22 protein-coding genes are annotated in these 23858 nt (G+C 55.8%); 16 read left to right on the top strand and 6 right to left on the bottom strand.

The features are described 5' to 3' along the window. Positions 1-24 precede the first annotated feature (24 nt). Positions 25-1605 (bottom strand): ABC transporter substrate-binding protein, encoded by a 1581-nt coding sequence (locus HVA01_RS15145; protein WP_146876245.1) that lies wholly within the window; start codon positions 1603-1605, stop codon positions 25-27. A 287-nt stretch (positions 1606-1892) separates the two neighbouring features. Here HVA01_RS15145 and HVA01_RS15150 point away from each other — a divergent pair, with 287 nt between their 5' ends. Further along, positions 1893-2411 carry a hypothetical protein gene (locus tag HVA01_RS15150; protein ID WP_146876246.1) on the top strand — a complete coding sequence of 173 codons (519 nt, stop codon included), beginning with the start codon at positions 1893-1895 and terminating at the stop codon, positions 2409-2411. 65 nt (positions 2412-2476) lie between these two features. Here the strand turns inward: HVA01_RS15150 and HVA01_RS15155 are convergent, their stop codons facing one another. Beyond that, positions 2477-2878 carry a glutaredoxin family protein gene (locus tag HVA01_RS15155; RefSeq protein WP_146876247.1) on the bottom strand — a complete coding sequence of 134 codons (402 nt, stop codon included), beginning with the start codon at positions 2876-2878 and terminating at the stop codon, positions 2477-2479. 255 nt (positions 2879-3133) lie between these two features. Between HVA01_RS15155 and mpl the strand changes: the two genes are divergently transcribed. From mpl to HVA01_RS15170, 3 genes are read left to right on the top strand one after another with little or no spacing between them, the layout of a single operon-like run. After that, positions 3134-4540, top strand: coding sequence for a UDP-N-acetylmuramate:L-alanyl-gamma-D-glutamyl-meso-diaminopimelate ligase (mpl, locus tag HVA01_RS15160; RefSeq protein WP_146876248.1), 1407 nt, complete (start codon positions 3134-3136; stop codon positions 4538-4540). Then, complete coding sequence (locus tag HVA01_RS15165) at positions 4537-5202, top strand: flavin prenyltransferase UbiX (protein ID WP_146876249.1); 666 nt, start codon at positions 4537-4539, stop codon at positions 5200-5202. Before mpl ends, HVA01_RS15165 begins: the two co-directional genes overlap by 4 nt. A gap of 3 nt (positions 5203-5205) precedes the next feature. After that, positions 5206-5829, top strand: coding sequence for a LysE family translocator (locus tag HVA01_RS15170; protein ID WP_174787789.1), 624 nt, complete (start codon positions 5206-5208; stop codon positions 5827-5829). A gap of 7 nt (positions 5830-5836) precedes the next feature. On the opposite strand, the gene HVA01_RS15175 is transcribed toward HVA01_RS15170, so the two are convergent. The 3 genes from HVA01_RS15175 to HVA01_RS15185 are packed head-to-tail and all read right to left on the bottom strand — an operon-like array spanning position 5837 to position 9063. Continuing rightward, positions 5837-7234 carry a bifunctional DedA family/phosphatase PAP2 family protein gene (locus tag HVA01_RS15175; protein WP_146876250.1) on the bottom strand — a complete coding sequence of 466 codons (1398 nt, stop codon included), beginning with the start codon at positions 7232-7234 and terminating at the stop codon, positions 5837-5839. A 45-nt stretch (positions 7235-7279) separates the two neighbouring features. Next, the gene (locus tag HVA01_RS15180; protein WP_146876251.1) at positions 7280-8212 is read right to left on the bottom strand and encodes a diguanylate cyclase domain-containing protein; all 933 of its coding nucleotides are present in this window, start codon (positions 8210-8212) and stop codon (positions 7280-7282) included. Beyond that, positions 8209-9063: a DUF3054 domain-containing protein gene (locus tag HVA01_RS15185; protein WP_146876252.1), complete on the bottom strand. Its 855-nt coding sequence runs from the start codon at positions 9061-9063 to the stop codon at positions 8209-8211. The genes HVA01_RS15180 and HVA01_RS15185 overlap by 4 nt, the downstream gene beginning before the upstream one ends. Positions 9064-9323: 260 nt before the next feature. On the opposite strand from HVA01_RS15185, the gene HVA01_RS15190 reads away from it, so the two are divergent. The 11 genes from HVA01_RS15190 to lipB all read left to right on the top strand — a co-directional run bounded on the left by HVA01_RS15190 (position 9324) and on the right by lipB (position 19801). Continuing rightward, on the top strand, positions 9324-10631 hold the full coding sequence (locus HVA01_RS15190; RefSeq protein WP_146876253.1) for a glutamate-5-semialdehyde dehydrogenase: 1308 nt from the start codon (positions 9324-9326) through the stop codon (positions 10629-10631). After that, positions 10628-11299, top strand: coding sequence for a nicotinate-nucleotide adenylyltransferase (gene nadD / locus HVA01_RS15195; protein WP_146876254.1), 672 nt, complete (start codon positions 10628-10630; stop codon positions 11297-11299). Before HVA01_RS15190 ends, nadD begins: the two co-directional genes overlap by 4 nt. 78 nt (positions 11300-11377) lie before the next feature. Beyond that, complete coding sequence (gene rsfS / locus HVA01_RS15200) at positions 11378-11764, top strand: ribosome silencing factor (protein WP_146876255.1); 387 nt, start codon at positions 11378-11380, stop codon at positions 11762-11764. Continuing rightward, positions 11761-12228: a 23S rRNA (pseudouridine(1915)-N(3))-methyltransferase RlmH gene (rlmH, locus tag HVA01_RS15205; protein ID WP_146876256.1), complete on the top strand. Its 468-nt coding sequence runs from the start codon at positions 11761-11763 to the stop codon at positions 12226-12228. Before rsfS ends, rlmH begins: the two co-directional genes overlap by 4 nt. An 89-nt stretch (positions 12229-12317) precedes the next feature. Then, a complete protein-coding gene (gene mrdA / locus HVA01_RS15210) occupies positions 12318-14225 on the top strand; it encodes a penicillin-binding protein 2 (RefSeq protein WP_146876257.1) in 1908 nt (635 codons plus the stop codon). A gap of 3 nt (positions 14226-14228) precedes the next feature. Further along, a complete protein-coding gene (rodA, locus tag HVA01_RS15215; RefSeq protein ID WP_146876258.1) occupies positions 14229-15389 on the top strand; it encodes a rod shape-determining protein RodA in 1161 nt (386 codons plus the stop codon). A 76-nt stretch (positions 15390-15465) separates the two neighbouring features. Then, entirely contained in the window at positions 15466-16515 is a 1050-nt protein-coding gene (gene mltB, locus HVA01_RS15220; protein WP_146876259.1) for a lytic murein transglycosylase B, read from the top strand. Next, on the top strand, positions 16512-17447 hold the full coding sequence (locus HVA01_RS15225; protein WP_146876260.1) for a septal ring lytic transglycosylase RlpA family protein: 936 nt from the start codon (positions 16512-16514) through the stop codon (positions 17445-17447). The genes mltB and HVA01_RS15225 overlap by 4 nt, the downstream gene beginning before the upstream one ends. 100 nt (positions 17448-17547) lie before the next feature. Next, entirely contained in the window at positions 17548-18747 is a 1200-nt protein-coding gene (locus tag HVA01_RS15230) for a D-alanyl-D-alanine carboxypeptidase family protein (RefSeq protein WP_146876261.1), read from the top strand. Positions 18748-18824: 77 nt separating this feature from the next. Then, positions 18825-19136: a YbeD family protein gene (locus HVA01_RS15235; RefSeq protein ID WP_146876262.1), complete on the top strand. Its 312-nt coding sequence runs from the start codon at positions 18825-18827 to the stop codon at positions 19134-19136. 2 nt (positions 19137-19138) lie between these two features. Then, positions 19139-19801: a lipoyl(octanoyl) transferase LipB gene (lipB, locus tag HVA01_RS15240; protein WP_146876263.1), complete on the top strand. Its 663-nt coding sequence runs from the start codon at positions 19139-19141 to the stop codon at positions 19799-19801. Between the two features lie 166 nt (positions 19802-19967). On the opposite strand, the gene lipA is transcribed toward lipB, so the two are convergent. After that, positions 19968-21026: a lipoyl synthase gene (gene lipA / locus HVA01_RS15245; RefSeq protein WP_146876264.1), complete on the bottom strand. Its 1059-nt coding sequence runs from the start codon at positions 21024-21026 to the stop codon at positions 19968-19970. 316 nt (positions 21027-21342) lie between these two features. Here lipA and HVA01_RS15250 point away from each other — a divergent pair, with 316 nt between their 5' ends. Further along, positions 21343-23838, top strand: coding sequence for a DUF3141 domain-containing protein (locus HVA01_RS15250; protein ID WP_146876265.1), 2496 nt, complete (start codon positions 21343-21345; stop codon positions 23836-23838). Positions 23839-23858: the final 20 nt, after the last annotated feature.

Genomic DNA, 23858 nt, shown 5'->3' on the forward strand with positions numbered 1-23858 from the left:
TATTACTGATTAGCGTTGGATGGTTTAGTCGTCGCTGCTGTCAATCACAAGATCGCCCAGGTATGGGAAATCAAGGGCATTGACCACCGGCTCGATATTAACCCCGTCGGTGGCGGCGTAGGCAAGGTTCTGCCAATGCAGTGTGATATAACCGACGTCTTCGTAGAGCATGGCTTCGGCTTCACGCAGCATCTCATTGCGTTTTTCCAGATCGGTTTCGCTATCCGCCGCGGTGACCAGGGCATCGATCTCTTCGTTGCAGTAGCTGCCGTAGTTGTACTGACCGGCACCGGTCTCTTCATCAATGCAGAAGGTTAGATATTGGAAAAAGTTGGCGGTGTCTTCGGTGTCGGCGTGCCAGCCGATCATCGCCATATCAGACTCACGCGTATCGTACTCAGGCCAATATTGGGCCAGTGGCATGGTGCGCAGGTCAACGTCAATGTTGATTTGGGCCAGCATGTTCGATACCGCTTGGGCAATCTGCGCATCGTTCACGTAGCGGTTATTCGGGGCGATCATTTCAATGCTGAAGCCGTCTTCGTAGCCCGCTTCGGCCATTAGCTCCTGGGCACGCTCAATATCGTAGCGTGGTGTTAAATCCGGGTTATGGCCGGAGTAACCTTTGGGTGACATCTGTCCGGCTGGATTCGCGAAGCCGCGCATTAGGCGGTCGGCAATGGCCTCTTGGTTAATGGCTAGATCAACCGCTTGGCGAACGCGGGCATCCTGGAAAGCCTCGACGCGTTCTTCGTTCATTTGAAAGCCAATAATGCGCGTACCGTCAACCGTGACTAGATTGACATCATCGGCTTCACGTACGCGCTCCAAATCGTTGGGCGGAACGGCGTCAATGAAATCGACGCCACCCGAGAGCAGTGCGGCTACCCGTGAGGCGTTCTCGGCGATGGGTGTTAGCACAATCCGAGAAACGTTGCCTTCGCTTTCGGTATCCCAGTAATCTTCAAAGCGTTCAAAATCTACCCGTACACCCTGGCGACGGTCGGTGACGATGAACGGACCGGTACCGGATACGTTGCGCGAAGCAAAGGAATTTCCAGCCTTAACGATTTCAGCTTTGTCGCTGCCGTCGTCGGTTTCACCGCTGTAGAACTCGCTATCCATCGGAAAGATGTAGGTCGCCAGGTTAAGTAGCAGCGGGTAAGGCTCGGTGGTGACGATCTCAACGGTGTAGTCGTCAACCGCTTCGGCGCGGGCCACCGGTTCAAAAATGGCCCGGTAGTCAGGGCTTTCCTTTAAGCGCTCAATGGTCCATACCACGTCTTTAGCGGTGAACTCGTTGCCGGAGTGGAAGGTAACGCCTTCACGCAGCGTCATCCGCATAGTCGTTTCGTCAACCTGCTCCCACTCGGTGGCCAAGCGTGGCTCAAATTCGAAATCTTTGGTCCAACGAATAAGCGGATCAAAAGCCATATGGGAGAAGCGTAGCACGCCGCCAGAGAGCTGTTCATGCAGATCGAGTGTTTCCGGGTCAGCGGAATAACCAATGCGCAGGGTTTCAGCGCTTGCGGCCATCGGCAGCAACGTCGTACCCGCCACCACGGCACCGATAACGGAAGCCAGTAAGGTCTTCTTGAGCGTCATATTCGTTCCCTTGGATCGTTGTTTATTGTTCATTTTACTGGCGACCTCCCGCGTAAAATGTAGAAAATGCCAGTAAAACAGACACGGTCAGCTGGTAAGCTGTGTTTGCAACATACGCCTACAGCTTAGGTTAACAACATAGAGAATGCCTATCGCGACATACAATCGAAATAATGACAGGCATCATTCGTCTGCTAAATGACAAGGCTTATAGCGGCACATTAGGTATTTGTTTTTAGACTAAAGTAGCAATTTAGAGAGCTGGTAAAGTCGACGGGAGACACCGCATGTGGAAACAAATTGGGGTAGCGTTAATCGCTTCTTGGCTGCCTGTCAGTGGTTTTGCCACTGAGCCTGCCGATCAACCCAACCCTGAAATAAAAGGGACGTTGGATGGTGAACGACGCGAGTGGTTTATTTTAAGTCATGGCGATGACTCAAATGCCTCATTTGTCGAGTTAGGCGACGATATCACTATTGATATCACTGGCTCCGTTGATGATGAGGCGTGGGAGGGTGAAGAGGCGCTCTCGATTAGCCTGACCGTTAATGAAGGGCAGTTGATCAGCGCGGTGGTACTTCACTCTATTGGGACTACTGTTTCCCCGCCGCTATTCACCTCTGAAGGCGGAGACGTTGCAGTAACACTAACTCACTATGAACGTACCAGTCATACGGTTCACGTGGCTGGAAAAATAGAGGGGTTGCTGGCGCTGCAAGTCGAGCTGGGAGAATCACCAAGCCAGGAAGAGGGCATTGAGATTGACGTGGCGTTCGATGTGGAGGCACAAAAAGTAGAGTTCTAAACCTCCAGGTCGACGTACGTCGACCTGGTGATAAGGCCTCAGTGGCCACTCGTATTAATCAACTGTTAAACAGAGGTTGCTTCACCAAACTGCTTTTGCAACCAGGCAATAATGGTATCGGACTCGTACATCCACTCCTCGCGCCCATCGTCATGGGTAATTTTCAAGCAGGGGACTTTGACTTTACCGCCGCCTTCCAACAGCGCCTGTTTGTGGTCAGGGTCGAGCTGGGCATCGCGCCGCTCAATGTTTAAGCCTAAGCGCGCCATCTCTTTACGTACTTTGATACAAAACGGGCAGGTGCGGAATTGGTACAGCGCAAGCTTCTGGCACGCTTGATCCACCTTGGCCTGTTCTTCAGCCGTACGCTCAACGGATTTAGGTGTGGAGAGCTTCTCGGAAATCAGCATGACCGGAGCAAGCACCAAGCGAAGGCCACGGAAAAAATAGCGAATTAAAACGCGCATCGTAAGGCTCCTATGGCTGATGTTGGGGATGATATCAGCATGACGAGTGGAAAAGGCCACCATGGCCAATCAATAAACACTGACCGCATCCTGCAACAACTGAAGGAATTTGTCACTTGAGGGCCGTTTTGCCAGCGCTTATAGCGTTGAGGTGATGAGCAAGTAGCGTCAACATGCTAGGCTAGATAGCTATTTTTACGCCATTTTTTTGGCTTTTATTGAATGAGTTTACCGGCTACTGAAAGGGCAAGAGCCATGCATCTACATATTATGGGTATCTGCGGCACCTTTATGGGCAGCCTGGCCCTATTGGCGCGCGAGCTAGGGCACCAGGTGAGCGGCTCTGACCAACATGTTTACCCGCCCATGAGTGTCCAGCTAGTAGAGGCGGGCATTACCTTAATGGAGGGTTACCACGCCGAACATCTATCGCCAGCAACCGGTCCTGTGCCTGATCTTGTGATTGTCGGCAATGCAATGTCGCGCGGCAATGAAGAGGTTGAGGCGCTACTCAATAGCGGCCTGCCGTATACCTCGGGAGCGCAGTGGCTGGCGGAACACGTACTGCCCGGTCGGCGGGTGATTGCGGTGGCAGGTACTCACGGCAAAACCACCACCGCGAGCGTGTTGGCTTGGCTGTTAGAAAGTGCCGGGCTGGCGCCAGGGTTCTTAATCGGTGGGGTACCGCGTAATTTTGGCGTGTCGGCGCGGCTAGGCGATCCCCAAGCGCCGTTTGTAGTCGAAGCCGATGAGTACGACACTGCCTTCTTCGATAAACGCTCCAAATTTGTTCACTATCGTCCGCATATTGCCATCCTCAACAACCTTGAGTTTGACCACGCCGATATTTTTCCCGATCTAGCCGCTATTGAACGCCAGTTTCATCACTTAGTGCGCACCGTGCCGAGTCAGGGCCACTTGTTAGTCGCCGATGAGCAGCCCGCGCTTGAACGGGTACTTGCCCAGGGCGTTTGGACGCCGGTGGCGCACTTTGGCGACCAGGCCGCAAGCGCATGGCAGCTTAGACTAGAGCGCGACGACGCCAGCCGCTTCCAGGTAATTTACAGCGGTGATGAGCCCGGCCAGGATGAAGACGGGGTCGTTGAGTGGACGCTGACCGGCGAGCATAACGCCCGCAATGCGCTGGCAGCATTGGCGGCAACGCATCGGTGCGGGGTTGATTTGGCCCGTGGCTGTGCCGCGCTGGCGCGCTTTGAAACGCCCAAAAGGCGCCAGGAAGTGCGCGGTGAAATTAACGGCATCCAGGTCATCGATGATTTTGCCCACCACCCCACGGCAATTGCCGCCACGCTGAAAGGGCTGCGTGCGGCGACAACCAAAGGGCGCCTTTTGGCGGTTATTGAGCCGCGCTCCAACACCATGCGTTTAGGCGCCCTGCGGGAACGGTTAATTGAGAGCGTGGCTGACGCCGATGCGGTGTTCTGGTTTCAGCCCGCCGGGCTCGACTGGTCGATGGACGAACTGGTCGCCACGCAAGGCGATCAGGCGCAGCTATATAGCGATATCAATCGCTTGGTGAACGCAGTGGTCACTCAAGCGTCACCCCTAGACCGCATTGTGGTGATGTCCAACGGTGGTTTTGAAGGCGTACACGAACGTTTGCTCGCCGCTTTAGCGTTAGCCAAGGAGGGCAGAGCGTGACAGAGAGAGCCGATGCCTCGTTCAAAAAACCGATTACCGTGGCGCTCACTGGCGCCTCAGGGGCGCAATACGGTTTACGCCTGATCGATGTCCTAATCGCCGCCGGTCATGAGGTATGGGTGATGATTTCGAAAGCGGCGCACATGGTGATTGCCACGGAAACCCCTTTTTCGCTACCTGCACAGCCCCAGCGCTTGGTAGAGGCGTTGAGCGAACGCAGTAGGGCGCGACCCGGTCAGATTCGCTGCTTTGGCCGTGAAGACTGGATGGCGCCGGTGGCGTCAGGCTCGGGTGCCCCCTCTGCCATGGTGGTTTGCCCGTGCTCTACCGGCACGCTTTCTGCCGTGGCAACGGGGGCCAGCAATAACCTGATTGAGCGTGCCGCTGACGTGGCGATTAAAGAGCGCCGAACGCTGGTGCTGGTGCCGCGGGAAAGCCCGCTTTCACCGATTCACCTGGAACACATGCTGGCGTTGAGCCGCTTGGGTGTCGTTATCCTGCCTGCCGCACCCGGATTTTATCACGGCCCACAACGCATCGATGACCTGATTGATTTTATCGTGGCGCGGATCCTCAACCAGCTGGGAATCGAGCATGCGCTGGTGCCTCGCTGGGGTGAGGTTGGTAACGCTGCCAATACTCCAGCCGTTAAGGATGACTAAGCTATGATGTCGTGGGCCACACTTTCGGTTTTTGTGCCAACGTTTTTGTTTGTTTCGCTGACCCCTGGTATGTGCATGACGCTGGCCATGGTGCTGGGGATGACCCAAGGCGTTAAGCGCACGCTGTGGATGATGATCGGCGAGCTGCTGGGCGTTGGCTTAGTGGCCGCCGCCGCTGGCGCAGGGGTGGCCGCCTTGATGCTGCGCCAGCCAGAGCTGTTTGTGCTCTTCAAATGGGTAGGCGGTGCTTACTTGGGTTATTTGGGCATTATGATGTGGCGCTCACGGGGGCGTATGGCGATTCCCAGTGAGCTGGATACGGGCCCACCGGCAAGCCCCCTGCAGTTAGCCATGCAAGGCTTTGTTACGGCGGTGGCTAACCCCAAAGGCTGGGCGTTTTTTATGGTTCTGCTGCCGCCCTTTTTGGACAGTAGCCGCCCCTTGCCAGGCCAGCTTAGCCTGCTGATTGCGGTGATTTTAACCATCGAGTTCGCCAGCATGCTGGTCTACGCCACTGGCGGCAAAACGCTTCGCAATGTGCTTGGCAAAAGTGGCAATGTGCGGTTGCTGAACCGCATCGCCGGGACGCTGATGATTGGCGTTGGTCTCTGGTTGGCGCTTGGTTAATTTACCCCTAAACGGGGGGTAACAGCCCGACACGGGCGCTGATAAGCGCTATCGATGCCACACTGAGCAGATGCCAGGGGCAGGGGCGCAAGCTGGGACGCGGCTGCTGTTGCCAGTGAAGCAGCGTCAGGGCGCACACCACCAGCCCTAATAGCGCTCCGCCCACCAAGTCACTAAACCAGTGAACGCCCACTACCAGCCGCGAAAACGCCATGGGTAGCGCCAAGGCTAGGGCGACCCAATAGGCCCAAAAACGTTGTTGATGGGGCATCTCGGCCGCCACGAACGCCGCTGCAAGGCCCAGGAGCACCACGGCGGTTGACGTATGCGCACTGGGATAGGAAAAAGAGCCGATTAAGTAATCGGGTGTTTCTGGCCGCGGGCGGGCAAAGATGGCCTTCCCTGCGATATTGCACAGCGCCACCCCGCTAAAGGCGCCACTCCAGTGCAGTAATGCATCCCAGCGTTTGCGTGTGAGCAGCCATATCGCCCAGGGCAGTACTAGGGCGGTAATGCCTAAGCTGTCGCCCATACGAGCGAACAGAGTGCCAGCGGCGTAGGCAAGATCACTATGCGCCCAGGTAAACAGGCGTTGCGCGAGTAAGTCGATGGCAAGCGGGCCCTGATGGGCCATCACGAGCAGTGTCCAGCCTGACAGGCTGCCCAGCGCTATGACCAAAAGCAGCAGCGAAGCCAGCGGCACATCCCCTGATTGGCTCATGGCGAGCCATGGCCTGCGTAGCAGCGGTAGGCGACGAATGCTTCCGGCAATCGCCCGGTAAAGCCTGCCATGCCGCGAGGCTTGGTGGCGTCCCCAGGAGAAAATGACGGCGAGGACAATAATGATAACCGCTAAGGTGAGTAACGCCGCTTCAAGGCCCGGCGGTAGGTTTAAATGCCGCTGCCAGGCGCGTCCCAGCAAGTAGCCGGGGAGTACATAGGCCGGTGCCCAAAGCGCTGCAGAGGTTAAGTTGGCCCAAATAAACGTCCGTGGTGGCATCCGCATCATGCCAGCGACCAACGGAATAATGGGTCGTACCGGCCCGACAAAGCGGCCGATAAACACCGACCATATGCCATAGCGCTGAAAGAATCGCGCCCCGCGACCTAACCACTCGGGATGCTGGGACAGTGGCCAGCGCTGTGTGACCTGTTCGCGATGCTTAAAGCCCAACGCAAAACTGATTCCATCGCCTAAAACAGCGCCTATAAAAGCGGCGCCGACTAACCAGGCTAGGCCAATATCCTGATGCCCCGCCAACGAAGCGACCGTGGTTATGAGCATGACGCCGGGTACTAGCAAGCCCACCAGCGCGAGGGATTCAACTAACGCGATCACTAGTGCCAGGCAAAGTAGTAGCAGGGGTGAGAGCGTTAGTGCAGACAACGTATCGGCGAATGGCACATGTCTCTCCTGCTAAAACAGATGCTAAAATAAACGGTTGCAACGCTAAGCATTGGCTAACGCGGAACCGCGTGCTTCAAGGCGCTTTACATAGCGCTCAAAGCTCTCAGCGTGACACGGCATGCAAGCCGCAATGCGAGCTTCAAGTTGACCGGTTTCTACCAACACGCACTGTGAAAGTGCTCGCTGTAGGCGCTCGCGCACCAGTAGGGCACCGCTCTCACTGGTATCCGGCAAGACGAGCCAAAACGTGGCGTTATCCGCACGACCCAGTACGTCATGATCGCGACAGCGGCTGTTCACTTCGCTACACAGAGCCGCTAATAGCGCTGATTGCGCGCGAGGGCCAAACTGCTCCTGGGCCATATCCAGCTGGGGTAAGTGCAGCACCAATACCGCTAACGGCTGATTAAGCATCGCGGCGCGTTGGTATTCACTGTTAAGGCGCTCCTTTAGTGTATCGATATGGTAGGCACTACAGTCGCTGTCGTTGGGGTCGGTCGCACGCAGTAACGCGCGACGGCGCGCGTGTTCCCACCGCGGTAAGGCAAGTAGCAGTGTCAAAGCGACATAGCTGAGAAGGATCGTCGGCGGGGCGCTAGCGACTGCTGGGGATAGCCACCATACGGGCCCCATCGCGATATTGATCAAAATCGCCGCCCATAGGGGGAGCAGTAAAAAGGCGGCGGTAATCGGTAACCCCAGCCAGATAGGCGACACCTGGGGCTGATAGTAGAAGGCGCCCAAGACGACAGAATAGGTACAGCAAAGTAAAATGATACGCGGCAGTTCGGCGGCTAGCCCCTGGCCGAGATGCAGCAACAGTGCCGCTACCAATAGCAGCGTCGTGAAGGTGGGGATCAGCAAGTCGCGGTACTCCCCCATGGCATATAGCCACATGGCATAGCTGGCCATGAGCGCGATGCTGACGCCGTAGGCGAGCGTCATCAAACGCTTTGGGGTGCGGTTCTCAGTCATGTGGTATTCTGCTCTCGATCGGCTGGTAGCTTGCATATTTCAGACATGGTGAGCGTTGCCGGTTCGATATCACTTAACGCCAGGTGTTTGCTGATGGTATTAGGCGGCATGTCGGCCAGTAGCAGACTGCGCCGCTGAGCGGCTTCGCTGGGCGAGCGCGAGAGCATCAAGGTGGCAAGCGTGGTGCCGTCAAGGCGATAGACATTCTCAAAAACGTGGGTGAGTTCGCACAGCTTTTGCGCCGTGGGCCAAAGCTGACGGCGTTTCACGTGTAGAATTAACACCTCAGCGTGAATGCCCTCGCGTTCACAGCGGGTCTGGTCGCGATGAACGTCGCGTAACAGCTGCTCACCCGGCCACAGGTTAAGGCCTGGAATCAAGCGTAATCGCTGGCGAATGGAGCCGTTTATATCAATCAGTAGCCTAGCCCGGGTTAAGGCGAGCAGGCCAAGTGCTAACAGTGAACATAGCAGCAGTATAAAGGCAGGGCCGTCCATCAGAGGCGCCACCATCGCCGAACTGACCAGCGCCGCGCAGAGGTTAAAGGCGATTGCCCAGCGGTTTTGGGGCAACATAAGCATGGCGGCCCATGCCCAGATCAACATCCCATGCCGCTCTGGAGCGGCCGCGATTAGCCCTACCAGCAACAGGCCGGGCACGACTTGCCACGGTAGCCCTCGCGCGCGGCGATGGCTAAAATCGAGTACCAGCGCGGTCATCAATAGCCAGCCAATAGCCAGCCACAGCACTACAGCGGCATCGGTGGGGGAGTCAGGTATCCAGAGCGCCAGGGCCACGGCAGCGGCGAGAAGGTTGGCGCGTAGCAGTCTGATTTTGTACTTGCTTTGCATGGTGGCTTACTATTCGCCCTGTATCATCAGATGTATCGAAGCAAGTGAGCGAGCGCAGAATGACAAACGTACACGGCACACATGAGCACTTTAATCATCCTCAGTATAACGTTGAATTGGCGTCAAATAAGCCCAGCCGTAAAAAACGCTTAGCTTAGCACGCTGGATAACCCTGTTAGCTATTAAAGTCTGTATTACCCTTAGCACTGATTAAGGGGGCATTTTAAACCTGAGTATGCGCGACGACGCATGGAGATCGCATGAGCGTTTCAACACCGTTCCAAGCCGAGGCCCTTCAGCACCTTTCTGCCGGTAACGTTGCCGCCTATATGCAATCCCTGGGGCAGGCGGCGCGGCGGGCCGCCAGTGAGCTGCGCCGCGCCGACTCGGGGTTAAAAAACCGTGCCTTAACCGCTATGGCGCAACGTCTTACAGCGGCGCGAGGAAGTATTTTAGCGGCCAACGCGAAGGATTTGCAGCGCGGCCGGCAGAACGGTTTGGAAAGTGCGCTACTGGATCGTTTAGCACTGGATGATGCGCGTATCGATGGCATGATTGAAGGCTTGCACCAAGTGGCCGCTTTACCCGATCCGGTAGGCGAAATTGACGACATGCGTTACCGGCCTAGCGGCATTCAGGTGGGTAAAATGCGCGTACCGCTGGGCGTTATTGGGATTATTTATGAATCACGGCCTAATGTCACCATGGAAGCCGCTAGCCTGTGTTTGAAATCAGGCAACGCCTGCATATTACGCGGCGGGTCTGAAGCGAGCGAATCGAATGCGGCGATTAGCGACTGCATACAGGCCGGGCTCGCTGATGTGGGGCTGCCCGCCGGCAGTGTGCAGGTAGTCGCGACGACCGATCGGGCGGCAGTGGGCAAGATGATCAGCATGCCAGAGTATGTGGATGTGATTATTCCGCGCGGGGGGAAATCGCTGATTGAGCGCATCTCCCGTGAGGCACGGGTGCCGGTCATCAAGCACCTGGACGGCGTGTGCCATGTCTATATTGATACCACCGCCGACCCGGCCAAAGCACTAGCCATCGCGGTTAATGCCAAAACGCAGCGCTATGGCACCTGCAATACCATGGAAACCTTGTTGGTGGACGCGCCGGTTGCTGATTTATTGTTGCCAGAGCTTGCCCGCGCCTATGCGGAGCACGAGGTGGAACTACGGGGTTGCCAGCGCACGATGGCACTATTGCCCCAAGCGACGGCCGCCACCGAGGCCGACTGGTCGGCAGAATACTTGGCGCCGGTTTTGGCGATAAAAATCGTCGATGGGATTGACGAGGCAATGGCGCATATTGAGCATTACGGCTCTCAGCACACTGACGCCATTGTCACCCAGGATTATTCGCTTGCACGGCGTTTTATGGCGGAAGTCGACTCCAGTTCGGTGATAGTTAACGCCTCGACCCGCTTTGCCGACGGTTTTGAGTACGGTTTAGGCGCAGAGATTGGCATTTCAACCGATAAGCTGCACGCCCGTGGCCCGGTCGGTTTAGAGGGGTTAACGACACGTAAATATGTGGTGTTTGGTGACGGTCAGGTGCGCGAATGAGACATGGGGCGAATAATCTGGCGCCGCGTGTCGGCATGCTGGGCGGCACCTTCGATCCCGTACATTTGGGTCATTTGCGCAGCGCGGTGGAGTTGCACGAAGCGCTGGCGCTTGATCGTTTGCACATGATACCCGCCCAGCAGCCGCCGCTCCGCGGGCGGCCTCAGGTATCAGCCCAGCAGCGTCTGGCGTTGTTGCAGGCGGGTATTGGTGACACGCCTGGGCTGCTCGCCGATGATCGCGAACTGCAGCGTGAAGGGCCTTCCTATAGCGTTGATACGCTTACTGAGCTACGCGCTGAGTATGGAGAGCAGGCGCGCCTGGTCATGGCGATTGGATTTGACGCCTTTTTGCGGCTCGCTCAATGGCACCAGCCCGAACGCCTGTTTGAGCTGGCCCACCTGGTGGTGATTGCCCGCCCTGGCTATAGCGATTCGTTACCTGCGGCCTTAACGGAACTGGTTGGAAAGCGTAGAGTCGATAGCGTAGAGACGTTGATGCTAAAGCCGTTTGGCGGCTACCTAACGCTGGCGCTGCCATCATTAATGGCGATCTCGGCAACCCATATACGCCAGCGTATAAGCGCGGGTAAAAGCGTGCGCTATTTGGTGCCGGCGCCGGTCGAGCAGGCTATTCAGCACCACGGACTTTACCAGCAGCGCGAATAGCGCTGGCAGTCAGCAAAGAAGCCGTTACAATGGCCGGCTTTATTGGCCGATTACCCCATGAGGTTGTCTTTAGGAGTCATGCACATCGATACATTGAAAAGCCTAGCGATTGACGCGCTAGAAGAACTGAAAGCACGCGACATTACCCAGTTGGATGTTGCCAAATTAACCGAGGTCACCGATCTAATGCTGATCGCCAGTGGCACCTCTACGCGCCATGTGGAAGCGATTGCCCAAAACGTGGTTGAAAAAGCCAAAGCGGCCGGTCTAGGTCCTTTAGGGGTAGAAGGTGGCGATAACGCTGACTGGGTGTTAGTCGACCTTGGCGATATTGTGGTGCACGTGATGATGCCCGAAGCGCGCGTACTCTACGACTTAGAGCGGCTATGGGCCGACCTGCCCAGTGATTCAGGCGCTATTGATGCGTCACTTGAGCGCTTCCGAGAGCGGGCCAGTATGTCATGAAGATCCGGCTGTTAGCGGTCGGTACTAAAATGCCCGCCTGGGTTGAAGAGGGTGTGGAAACCTACCGCAAACGGCTCCCGCGGGATTTTAATCTCGCTATTGAAGAAATTTCGTTAGGTCAGCGCGGCAAAAATGCCGATATCGCCAAAGCCCGTGCCCAAGAAGCACAGCGCATTCGCGATAAGCTTCGCGGTGATGAATACCTTGTGGCGTTAGAAGTGAAAGGTAAGCCCTGGACTACCGAGCAGTTAGCCCAGGAAGCCGACATCTGGCGAATGACCGGTCGCGATGTTGTGTTACTGGTCGGTGGTCCCGATGGGCTTGAACCTTCGCTCTCGGCGATGGCTGAAAAGTCCTGGTCCCTTTCCCCGCTAACGCTACCTCATCCTTTGGTACGTATTATGCTGGCCGAGCAGCTTTACCGCGCTTGGACATTGCTGGTGGGACACCCTTATCACCGCTAACGGCGGACTGACATGGTGAGCGATCGCTGTTGAGGACCTGCTGCGCCTTTTGTTTGATTTGATAGTTTGATTTGAGAGTCATCGTTGCCATGCTCAAGCGCTCCAACACGCTAAAGAACTCCGAGCAAGAACTGCGTATTTTCCGTGTTAGAGCACTGCTCGCTGTTTTAGTCGTGTTGACCCTGTCAAGCCTCTTGATGGGACGCCTGGTTTATTTACAAGTGGTTCAGCATGATTTGTACAGTACGCGCTCGGAAAATAACCGGGTCCGCGTCGAGCCATTGCCGCCTAACCGCGGTTTAATCTACGACCGTAACGGCGTTCTGCTGGCGGAAAACCGGCCGACCTATAACCTGACCATCGTGCGCGAGCGGGTCGATGATCTCGACGAAACCCTGGCGCTATTGATCGAGCTGCTTGAACTGCCTGAGGAAGAAATTGAGGCCTTCAACATCCGCTCACGCCAGCGCCAGCGCCCCTTTCAGCCGGCACTCCTGACGAGCGACCTGAGCGAAGATCAAATTGCCCGCTTAGCGGTCAATCGTCATCGCCTGCCTGGTGTTGAAGTAGAAGCTCAGCCGCTACGTTTCTACCCCGATGCTGAAATCATGGCGCATACGCTGGGTTATGTCGGCCGTATTAATGCAGAAGAGATGAAAACGCTGGATGCGGGCCGCTACGCAGGCACCCATTTTATTGGTAAAACCGGCATCGAACGCTTCTACGAAGAAGCGTTACACGGCCAAGCCGGTTTACGTAAAGTAGAAACCAATGCTCGCGGTCGGGTATTGCGCGAGCTGGGGCGCACTGATCCGGTGCCGGGGGAGAACCTGACCTTAACGCTGGACAAGTCGCTGCAAACGCTGGCTTACGAACTGCTTGACGGTCGTCGCGGCTCTATTGTGGCCATCGCGCCAGCCACGGGTGAAATCCTTGCCATGGTATCGACGCCTGGGTTTGACAGTAATCAGTTTGTCACGGGTATTGATGTTGCTTCCTACCGCGATTTGCAGCAAGACCTTGATCTGCCTCTGTTTAACCGCGCGACACGCGGTCGCTATCCGCCCGGCTCTACGATTAAGCCCTTTCTCGCTTTAGCCGGTTTGGTGGAGGGCGTTATTACCCCTGATAGCACTATTAATGATCCCGGGTATTACCAATTGCCTAACGATTCCCGCCGCTATCGCAACTGGTTGCGTTGGGGGCACGGGCGAGTAGATTTAGAGCGAGCGTTAGCGGTATCTAATAACACCTATTTTTATACCCTTGCGCATGATTTGGGCATTGATGATTTGCATGATCAAATGAGCAATTTTGGCTTTGGTCAACGCGTTGCCCACGACGTACAGGGTGAAAGTGGCGCGTTAATGCCCTCGCGTGATTGGAAGCGTGGGCGCTTCAATCAGCCTTGGTATCCCGGCGAAACGCTATCGGTGGGCATTGGCCAAGGCTATTGGCAAGTAACGCCGTTGCAGCTGGCTAGCGCCACGGCGACGCTGGCCAATCGGGGTCATTGGGTCAAGCCAAGGCTGGCTCACAAAATTGGCGATACGCCTGTCGCTCAAGATTTACCCGATAGCTTAGACGATATCCAGCTCACCAATGACAGCTGGTGGGACCGCGTTTTCAGTGGTATGGAGAAAGTTCTTAGTGGCAGTGAAGGAACGGCACGGCGAACAGGCGTTGGCCTGGAATACCGTATGGGCGGGAAGTCAGGCACGGCTCAAGTATTCTCACTGGGCCAGGATCAGCGCTATAACGCCGATGAGTTAGAAGAGCGGCTGCGCGATCATGCTCTGTTCATTGGCTTTGCACCCCTGGAAGATCCCCAGATTGCCGTCTCCGTGATTGTCGAAAACGCCGGGGGCGGTAGTACCCATGCGGCACATTTGGCGCGAGCCATGACGGATGCCTGGCTATTGGAAGACGATGCGCCTGACGTAGAGGAAGTACGCGAAGTGTTAGAAGAAGATGATGCCAACGTGGAGGGTAACTAAACCATGCCGTGGCATTATATAGCCCGTTCAATGCGTGGCCACCCTGTCCGTCCACCCGAAAGCGGGATTGCGCGGCGTAAAAGTATTTGGGAGCGCATCCACCTCGACCCCTGGCTGCTTGGCTTATTGTTAGTGCTGATGGGCGGGGGCTTGATCGTTTTGTACAGCGCGTCCGGTCAGTCTATGGATGCGGTCATTGCCCAGGGCGTGCGTTTTTGTATTGCTATAGTGGTGATGGTGATTATTGCCCAATTTTCGCCCTCCACGTTTTTACGCTGGGCTCCGCTGGCCTACGGCGTAGGCGTTGCCATGCTGATTGCCGTTGATGTGGTGGGCGATGTGGGGATGGGGGCGAAACGGTGGTTGGAAATACCTGGCGTGATTCGTTTTCAGCCTTCAGAAATGATGAAACTCGCGGCCCCATTGATGGTGGCGGCTTATCTTAATCGTTGCGAATTGCCGCCACGGCTGCGCGATATCGTGGTGTGTCTAGTGCTGATTGGCGTACCCGTAGTGCTGACCGCGATTCAGCCTGATTTGGGTACGTCGCTGCTGGTGTCCAGTGCCGCGCTGATCGTGGTGTTATTAGCAGGCTTGTCATGGCGCTTAATCGGGTTTATCAGCGCGCTGGGGGCGGCGGGTATACCGCTGCTCTGGATGAATATGCATAACTATCAGCGTCAGCGCGTGTTGACTTTTTTAAATCCCGAAAGCGATCCATTGGGGGCAGGGTGGAACATTATCCAGTCGACCACTGCAATCGGGAGTGGTGGGATATGGGGTAAAGGTTGGCTTCAGGGTACCCAGTCGCAGCTGGAGTTTTTACCTGAACGGCATACGGATTTTATTATTGCCGTACTCGGTGAAGAGTTCGGCCTCATCGGTATGCTGGTGCTATTAGGCGTTTATTTATTAATCGTCAGCCGTGGCTTATGGATGGCGAGTACCGCGCAAGATACCTTTGGTCGTCTGGTGGCAGGCAGTATTATTTTAACGTTTTTTATCTATGTGTTTGTCAATATGGGTATGGTGAGTGGCATCCTGCCCGTCGTTGGCGTGCCACTGCCGTTAGTGAGTTATGGCGGTACCTCAAGCGTGACCTTGTTAGCCGGTTTCGGTATTCTCATGTCGATACATGCCCACCGTCGGCTGCTGTCGCGTTAGGGTAACGTGCTTGATTAGTGCGCTTGTCGCTCGGGAATGGACGATGTTGGCATACAGTTCAAGGAGTGGAGAGTTAATGAACAGGGTTCAGAGTAAGACAAGCCGCTACTTGTTGGCAGCGTTGATGTGCTGGGCAACGCCCGCAGCGTTTGCTGATTCGCCATCATCGAATTCGCCGCCACACGTTGATCCTCAACAAAATGCTGATAGCCAGGCTCTGATGGACGAGCTGGTAGAGCAGGGAATGCCGCAAGCGTGGCTGGAAGAGGCGCTTGGGCGGGCGAGTTATACCCAAAGCGTGTTAGACGCTATGGAGGGAGCCGCCGAGCGGCGACTTCGTTGGCATGAGTACCGCGATATTTTTATCACCCAGCAGCGTATTGAGGAAGGCGTAGCGTTTATAGACGCCCATGCCGACGCCTTGGCTCGAGCCGAAAGTACCTACGGCGTGCCAGCGGAAGTTATTACCGCCATCATCGGGGTGGAGACCTACTACGGTCGGCATAAAGGCCAGCATCGCGTACTGGATTCGCTGGCCACGCTAGCGTTTTATCACCCGTCGAGAGGGGCATTTTTTCGCGGCGAGCTGGCGGCATTTTTACGTATAGCGTACGAGCAGCAGGTCGACCCTACCCAGCTACAGGGTTCGTATGCGGGCGCTATGGGGTATCCGCAATTTATTCCCACCAGCTATCAAGCCTACGCCGTCGATTTTGACGACGACGGCCTGCGTGACCTCTGGGAAAACCCGGTTGACGCCATCGGCAGTGTCGCTAACTACTTTGCTGAGCATGGTTGGAAACTGGGCGGGGCTATTTATCATCAGGCCAGTGGCCCAGCGGTATTGCCGGAAGACCTGTCATTTAATCAAATAACGCCACCTGAGATGAGCGTTGCTCAGCTAGCGGCCCATGGGCTTACGCCCAATGAGCCGCTCGATAACGAATTGCTTGTGATGCCGCTGGCACTTGAATTTGCCGATGGTGAAACTCGCTACCGTCTTGGCGAGTATAATTTTTACGTCATTACCCGCTACAACCATAGCCATCTTTATGCCATGGCGGTAGCCGAGTTGGCAGAGGCGATTGCCGAATTGCACCATGAGCTACATGAGGATGAGGCATGAAAAGCAAACTGATGACGACCCAGCGGGCGGTCGGTGTGATTGCCGTGTTAGCGCTGGTCAGCGGCTGTGCCAGCCATGCCCCCCGGCGGGTCGACGTGCCCGATTCTACTCATCAAGCTGCAGCTCCCGCTACTCCTGCCGCTGGCACCAGTGGCGGCCGCTATGCCATGAGTGGTGATGCCTACCCGCTGGAGCCACCGGATGTGACCAAAGTGCCTGACGCCGTGCCTCGTATTGAGCCGCCTTCCCGAGCGGGCAACCGCTCTAGCTATGAAGTGTGGGGAAAAACCTACCACGTACTGCCTGATGCAACCGGTTACGAAAAACAGGGGACGGCGTCTTGGTACGGTGAAAAGTTTCATGGCTACGCTACCTCAAACGGTGAAATCTACGACATGTATAAAATGTCGGCCGCACACCGTTCGCTGCCGCTGCCCACCTTCGCACGGGTGACCAGCTTGGATAACGGGCGCTCGGTGATTGTCAGGGTAAATGACCGGGGGCCGTTTCATAGCGACCGTGAAATAGACCTTTCCTACGCGGCGGCGTCGCGGCTGGGGTTTCTTGATAACGGCACCGGACGGGTTAAGGTTGAAGCGATCAATCCTGAGCAGTGGCTGGCACGCCAAGTCGGTGGTGAGGCGCCCGCACAAGCGCCAACGCCTGGCCCTTCAGCGGGTGAGGTGACGTCGTCGCCATCAGGCAGCGATGCAACGGGTGCGGTTTATCTACAAATTGCGGCCCTGGGCAATCCTGACGGTGCGCAAGCGCTGCAGCAGCGCTTAGAGGATGCTCAGCCACACGCCGTGCGAGTTGTCAGTGACACCGACATCTATCGTGTCCAAGTCGGCCCCCTCAATCCTGGGCAAGCGTCAACGGCACGCGAAACACTGCGACAAGCAGGGTTCCCCCAGGCTTTTGTTGTGCGATAATTCATCCCCCCTAATATATTTCTTGTGGCGCGTCTTACACGCCGCTGTATTTTACAAATAAGCTTTGCAAGTAAGCTTTCAAGTAAGTGAGACTGACGTTATGAACGTGTTTACATCCATTGGTCGCTCGGCACGCCTATGCTTTTTTGCTGCCATGGTGACGGTCGCTGCCCCGGCGTCCGCTCAGGTGATCCCACAGCCGCAAACGATAATTCCTGCAGCCCCCCAGCTAGCGGCGAGTTCCTGGATACTCATGGATGCGAACAGTGGGCGCATTCTCGCTGAGCATAACTCGGATGAGCGCCTTCCCCCAGCAAGCCTGACCAAGCTGATGACCGCGTATTTGGTCGAGCGTGAGCTGGATCGTGGCACCATTAATCTCGATGATATGATCAACATTAGCGAGAATGCCTGGCGCACCGGCGGCTCGAAAATGTTTATTGAGGTGGGCGATCAAGTGTCAGTGGATGATCTCCTCCATGGCATCATCATCGTGTCGGGTAACGATGCCAGCGTGGCCATGGCCGAGCACTTGGCGGGTGGCGAGGCGCCGTTTGCAGATCTGATGAATCAGCATGCCACGCGACTGGGCATGAATAACACCAATTTCCAGAACGCTACCGGTTTGCCGGGCGAAAATCACTACTCAACTGCCCACGATATGGCACGGTTATCGCAGCACATCATTAATGATTACCCCGATCACTACGAAATTTACTCCCATCGGACCTTCTCTTATGGCGGTATTGATCAGCCTAATCGCAATCGCTTGCTGTGGCGCGACCCGTCGGTCGATGGCCTAAAAACCGGCTGGACCACAGAGGCCGGTTACTGTCTGGTATCATCGGCTAAGCGTGATGATATGCGCTTGATTTCAGTGGTCATGGGCACCGGCTCTGATGAGGCGCGGGCTCAAGAAACCCAAAAGCTGCTCAGCTACGGTTTCCGCTTTTTCGAAACCATGAAGCTCTACGAACGTGGGGCTGTACTGGCAACGCCACGCGTTTGGGGGGGGGATATCAACGAGCTGCGGGTGGGCGTTGATGAAGAAGTCTTTATGACCCTGCCGCGTAACCGCAATGAAGAGCTTCGCGCGCGCCTCAACCTTAACCCGGATCTACAGGCGCCGGTTGCTGTCGGCGACGAGGTCGGTACCCTGGAAGTGCATCTAGGCGACGAGGTGGTCGGTGAGCGTCGTTTGGTAGCCCTTGAAAACATTGAAGAGGGCGGCTTGTTCAAGCGTCTTTTTGATCAGGTGCAGCGCTTTTTTAGTAATTTGATTAGTCGTTTTACGGATTAATCAGTCCTTAATCACCGTACCCTGATTGGCTCCCATGTGTGCCTGTCAGGTACGCAGTTTCGAAAAATAGGTTTGCCATGAAAAAAAATGCTCCTCAAGGCTTGCGCGATTTGCGCCAGCCGACGGTGCAAGCACCGCCTAAAATCACCTTTCCCTGTGATTATTCGTTAAAAATCGTTGGTGATGCCGCCGAGGATTTTCCGGCCTGCGTGTGCCAAGTGATCGTGCGCCATGCGCCCGATTTCGATGCCACCACGATGCAGGTGGTTGATAGTCGCAACGGACGTTTTCAATCGGTACGTGTCGTTATCAGGGCAACCGGCGAGGGGCACATTAAGGGGCTGTTTGACGATCTTAAGGCCACGGGTCGTGTTCACATGGTGGTGTAATCGTGAACGACTCAGTGCCCATAGAGTTACACAATTTGGGTCGCCAAGCGTATGTTCCCGTATGGGAGGCGATGCGCGCCCTGACTGATAACCGCGATCCACACACGCCGGATCAGTTCTGGCTAGTTGAGCATGACCCGGTGTTTACCCAAGGGCAGGCGGGTAAGCCCGAACATTTACTCATGCCAGGCGATATCCCAGTGGTGCATGTGGATCGTGGTGGGCAAGTCACCTACCACGGCCCTGGGCAAGTGGTGCTTTATCCGCTGTTGGATGTGCGGCGTGGCAAAATTGGCGTACGCCACTTAGTCACCGCTCTCGAAAACGCAGTGATTGAGGTGTTGAGTAGCTATGGGGTGAGCGCACGAGCACGCCCCGATGCCCCCGGTGTTTATGTGGTGACAGCGCTGGGTGAGGCTAAGATTGCCTCGCTGGGGTTGCGTATTCGGCGGGGGGCAAGCTTTCACGGCGTGGCATTAAACGTCGACGGCGATCTAGCGCCTTTTTTGCGTATTAACCCCTGCGGCTATGCGGATATGCCGATGGCAAAGCTGGCTGATTTTGTTTCAATACCTAGCGATCATCAGGTAGGTGAGCAGCTTGCCAATGTGCTAGCCGCACAGTTAAGCCGTCATTTGGTGCGTGTTGATCGCTCGCCGCTATAACTCGCCACTATAAAAAGGGAGCCATCAGCTCCCTTACGGTAGTCAGGCTGGTAGCCTGAGAAGTCGCGAGCTAAAGCTACCTCCCACTCCCACTCTGGTAGAGATAACTCTACACAGAGTGACGAAGCGCCATTTCAGTGGGCTCTATAAAGCGTTAGAGCTATGCTTAGCCTACGTTTAATGCCGGGATAAGGTCAGGGTTTGCTTCCTGCTGCTGGCCAGGGACCGCGGCAGGTGAGGCAAGCCCCAGGTTGTTTTTCTCGAACACGCGGTCAGCGCGATAGCTGGAGCGCACTAACGGGCCCGAAGGGACTTCCATAAAGCCTTTTTCCAGGCCAATCACGCGATAGCGATCAAACTCTTCAGGCGTTACCCAACGCTCAACCGCCAGGTGGTTCTTGGTTGGCCGTAAGTACTGCCCGAGGGTGACGATATCCACGCCAATTTCGCGAAGGTCGTCAAAGGTTTGCAAGATTTCTTCGTCGGTCTCGCCCAGCCCCAGCATGATACTGGTTTTGGTGATGATATCGGGGCGGTAGCGTTTAGCGTGGGCAAGTACATCAAGGGTTTTGCGATATCCCGCCCGCCGATCGCGTACGCGTCCGGTTAGCCGTTCAACGGTTTCAACGTTTTGAGCAAATACCTGCAAACCAGAATCGACGACCCGTTCAATCGCCGTGGTTTCGCCATCAAAGTCGGGGGTTAAGGCTTCCACTACCACATCGGGCGTGCGCGTTTTAATCGCGCGAATGCAGTTGGCGTAATGCGTGGCACCGCCATCGTCAAGGTCGTCACGGTCTACCGAGGTCAAGACGATGTAGCGCAACCCCATTAATTCGACCGACTTGGCGGTGTTTTCGGGTTCGTCATGGTCTAACCAGCCCTGCGGGTTGCCGGTGTCGACGGCGCAAAACTGGCAGGCGCGCGTACAGACGGAGCCCATGAGCATGATGGTCGCCGTGCCGTTGCTCCAACACTCGCCCATATTGGGACAATGGGATTCAGCGCAAACGGTGCTTAGACGGTGCGTGGCGACATTTTTCTTAACCGCTTCAAAGCGCTCGCCGCCTGGGATCTGTGCTCGAAGCCACTTCGGCTTGCGCTCAAGAGACGGGGCCTCTGCCTGCTCTTTGCGCTGCTTCATACCATCTTTAATCACCGTCATGCCATGTTCGTTGCGGAATTTTTCACCGCTAGACACGCGCTGCGAGGGATTATTGCTCATAGGGACAGAGCCTCTCTAATGTGAGATAGGCAGGGTAGTGAGAAAAACGATTGAGTCGCTGCGTTGCTCTCTGATCACCTGCCAATTGATACGTAGCTCGCTGGGTAATCGGCCAAACTAATACCTTAATGTAACATATCTTGCCAATAACGGGACACCGTAGGGCGTTATGTTTGCGGCGGCCCTCTCGTGTCGTTGGTGTGAAAAGTCGGGGTTAATGATCGACGTTTTGCGGGTAGTAGCCTAAACTATATTGCGTTGCAGCATCATCGCTTTCGGGTCCTGATGCCTGTGCATCAACCCAATGGGGGAACCTATGAACTTTCTCACCAATCCATTGCTTGCCGCTACCGCTATTACAGACGGATGGTCAAAGCAACAAAATGGTCACTCTACCCTTCCCGGTAGCGCAGCGCTCGCGTCGCTGTTTGATCCATTCGGATTTGGCCGTGCGGCTTTCGATTACTGGCGCGACAGCGCCGAGCGCAGCATTCTGTACTTGGATGTCATGCGCGAGCGAGGCAATCAATATCTTGAGCACATGGAGCAAACCAAGCCTAATGTGCTGGGGTTCGATACTGAAGTGTTAGTGGACGGTCGGACGCTGCCGCGCCCAACCAACTACGAGCTATTGCGTGTATTGCCCCATGAAGGTACTGAAATCGATCAGCAAAAACGGCCCTTTGTGGTGGTCGACCCGCGCGCAGGGCACGGGCCAGGGATTGGCGGTTTTAAACCTGACAGCGAGTTGGGCGTAGCGCTCAAAGCGGGTCACCCCTGTTATTTCATTGGTTTTTTGCCGTTTCCAGAGCCGGGGCAAACCGTCGAGGATGTGGTTGAGTCGGAAGTCGCTTTCTTGCGCCACGTGATTGAGCTTCATCCAGAGACGTCCGAAAAACCCATGGTGGTAGGTAACTGTCAGGCGGGCTGGCAGCTGATGATGGCCGCTGCCTTAGAGCCGGACGTTTTCGGTCCTATTCTGATTGCCGGGGCCCCGCTTTCCTACTGGGCGGGCGAACACGGCAAAGCGCCTATGCGCTACACCGGTGGCATGGCCGGGGGCAGTTGGATTACCGCGCTCACCAGCGATATTGGCAATGGCCAGTTCGATGGCGCATGGCTGGTGCAGAATTTTGAGCGCCTCAACCCGGCCAATACCCATTGGAAAAAGCAGTATCACCTCTACGACAATATCGACACGGAAGCGGGTCGCTACCTTGAGTTCGAGCGCTGGTGGGGCGGCCACGTTGTCTTGGGGGGAGAAGAAATCCAGTATATCGTCGATAACTTGTTTATCGGCAACCGGTTATCCACCGCGCAACTGGTCACTCACGATGGGCGTCGCATTGACCTGCGCAATGTGCGCTCGCCAGTGGTGGTGTTTTGTTCGCGTGGCGATGACATTACCCCGCCGCCACAAGCGCTGGGCTGGGTTCGCGATCTTTATGAAGACGTAGATGACATTGTCGCCAATGAACAAACCATCGTGTATTGCATGCACGATACGACCGGGCACTTAGGTATTTTTGTCTCGGGCAGTGTCTCGCGCAAAGAGCACACTGAGTTCACGGCGAATATGGATTATATCGACGTGTTACCGCCGGGTTTATACGAAACCTCGGTGACCAAGGCCGGAACGGGCGAAGACGCCGAGCTGTACGAGCGCGATTACCTGCTTGAGTTCACGCCGCGTAATTTCGAAGAACTCGACCAGGAAGTGAAGCATAAACCGGAAGATGATCGCCGCTTTGCCACCGTAGCGCGTATTTCAGAAATTAACCTTGGTATGTATCGGCTCTTTCTTCAGCCCTGGCTAAAAGCCACTATGACGCCAGAGGCCGCTCGTTGGATTCGCCGCATGCACCCCATCCGTTTGGGCTACAAGCTGTTGTCTGACCGCAATCCGCTGTCTGTGCCATTGCCGGTAATGGCGGATGCTGTGCGCAAAAATCGCCATCCCGTGTCACAAGACAATGTGTTCAAAACGTTTGAGAGCATGGGGTCTGACCAGCTGGTCGCTAGCTTGAACGCGATGCGTGACCTGCGCGACGCCAATACCGAAAAAATGTTTATGGATATTTACGGCCAGCCGCTTCTACAGGCGGCCGTTGGCCTGCATGGCGATGCGCACGTGCATCGGCGGCGTCCGGGCGCCGAGCCTGAGCGTCGTCGCTTTGTTGAGCAGCGCCAGGAAGAATTGCGCGCTAAAATCGCCTCAGGCGGGGCTCATGAAGCCGTCATGCGCTCGCTGATTTATGTCTTGGGCGGTGCTCCCGCGACAGATGAGCGTAACTTCAAGCGGCTTCGTGCCTCGCGTGCAGAACTTGAGCCAGGCATCCAGCTGAGTGAGTTTAAGCGTCTAGTGCGCGAGCAGTTTTTTATTTTGAAATTGGACCGTGAAAAGGCGCTTAACTCACTGCCGACATTGCTAGCGGGGCACACTAATGACGATATTGACGGCTATTTGAGCCATCTTGAGCATGTTTTTGCCGCCAGTGGTGAGCTTTCAGAGCACACCGCTGAACGCTTTGAGCAGATCAAAGCGCTGTTTGATAAGGCCAGGCCCAGCAAGCCAGCGACGTCTCAGCCAGTAACGGAGGAGGCTAGCGCAGAGCCGACAGCAGCCAAGCCCGCCGCAACGCGGCCAGCAGAAACCGCTGCAAAACCAGACGCCGCCAAGACCACGTCTAAGACCCCGACGGACACCGAGCAAAAGGGTGAAAAAACCTCTGCCACTAACGAACCGGCAAGCGAGGAGTCGGCCAAGCCGGGTAGCGATACAGGGCGTCGAAAGGCCCCGCGTAAACGCTAAAAAAGCACCTGAGACAGTAC

Origin of the sequence: Halovibrio variabilis (assembly GCF_007991175.1) — a bacterium.
GTDB lineage: Bacteria > Pseudomonadota > Gammaproteobacteria > Pseudomonadales > Halomonadaceae > Vreelandella > Vreelandella variabilis.